The 973-nt window shown below is 70.4% G+C and carries 2 protein-coding genes; both read right to left on the reverse strand.

The features are described from left to right. Positions 1-216 (reverse strand): hypothetical protein (locus WDV86_RS08340; protein ID WP_339567154.1); only part of this gene is annotated, 216 nt, incomplete at its 3' end. A gap of 254 nt (positions 217-470) precedes the next feature. After that, positions 471-973: DUF6318 family protein (locus WDV86_RS08345; RefSeq protein ID WP_339567155.1), on the reverse strand; the 503-nt coding region annotated here is incomplete at its 5' end.

A 973-nucleotide genomic window follows, 5' to 3' on the forward strand; every position in this document is an offset into this window, starting at 1 on the left:
CAGGACGACCGGCTCGGCGCCGTCCTCGGGGGCCAGGACGGCGGCGATGGCCGGGGGGATGCAGACCTGCTGGCCCTGGCGCCAGGCACCGGGTGCGGTGTTGGCGACCGGGGCGATCCACTCCATCAGCGCCAGCTGCCCGGGCGGGCAGCTCACCGACGTCGTCGCGGTGCAGTCCATCGCCTGCAGCGTGTTCGGGTTCTCCCCGCCGCACATCGGCAAGTTCTGCCGAGCGAACCGGTCAGGGGGAACGACCGAAGATGCGCCCGCGCTCCCAGCCCCAGGGAGGGAGCTCGCGTCGACCTCCTTCGGCTTCGGCGGCGGCCCTACCCGCTCGCCCCCCACAGCGAGTCCGCCGCCTTCAGCGGTACCGAACCATGTCGGTGCGGGCCCGGAAGGTCGCGCGTAGGCCGACGGCGACACAAGCAGCAACGAGGCGCCGACGACAAGACCGATGACTAGCCGTTTCCTCATCGAGCGATCTCCATCGCCCGCCATGATTCGCCGTCCCACTCGACGGCCATCTGCAGCGACACCTCGCCCGTCGCTGGAGTCGTCGCCTCGGCACGGCCATCTGAAGCGAAAGGGCGGATCTCGTCTTGGGTCATCATGAAACGGGCAACTACTCGACCGTCCGGCCCAGGGTCGACCGCGGTCAGTCCGAGGACGGAGACCTCTCCACCTTCGAGCCGGCCACCAGACCCGGTGACATCGTCGAAGTAGCTGATCATGTCGTTGCACGTGTTGCAGCCGGGGTCGGATAAGGCCCGTAGCCCAACGGTCTCCCCCGACAGGTACGCGTAGTTGGAGACGTCGAAGAAGTGCCGGATGAAGGCCTCGGCGCCCACGGCGTCGCCGGTGCCCGCCTCCGGCGGCAGCGGCGGAGGGGTCTGCGTCGGCTCCGCGGTCGGCGTCGGCTCCGGCGCCGTGGAGGAGGTCGGCGCTGGTGGTGCGGGCGTCGGCATCGGCGACC

Source organism: Pseudokineococcus sp. 1T1Z-3, assembly GCF_037482365.1.
Taxonomy (GTDB): domain Bacteria; phylum Actinomycetota; class Actinomycetes; order Actinomycetales; family Quadrisphaeraceae; genus Pseudokineococcus.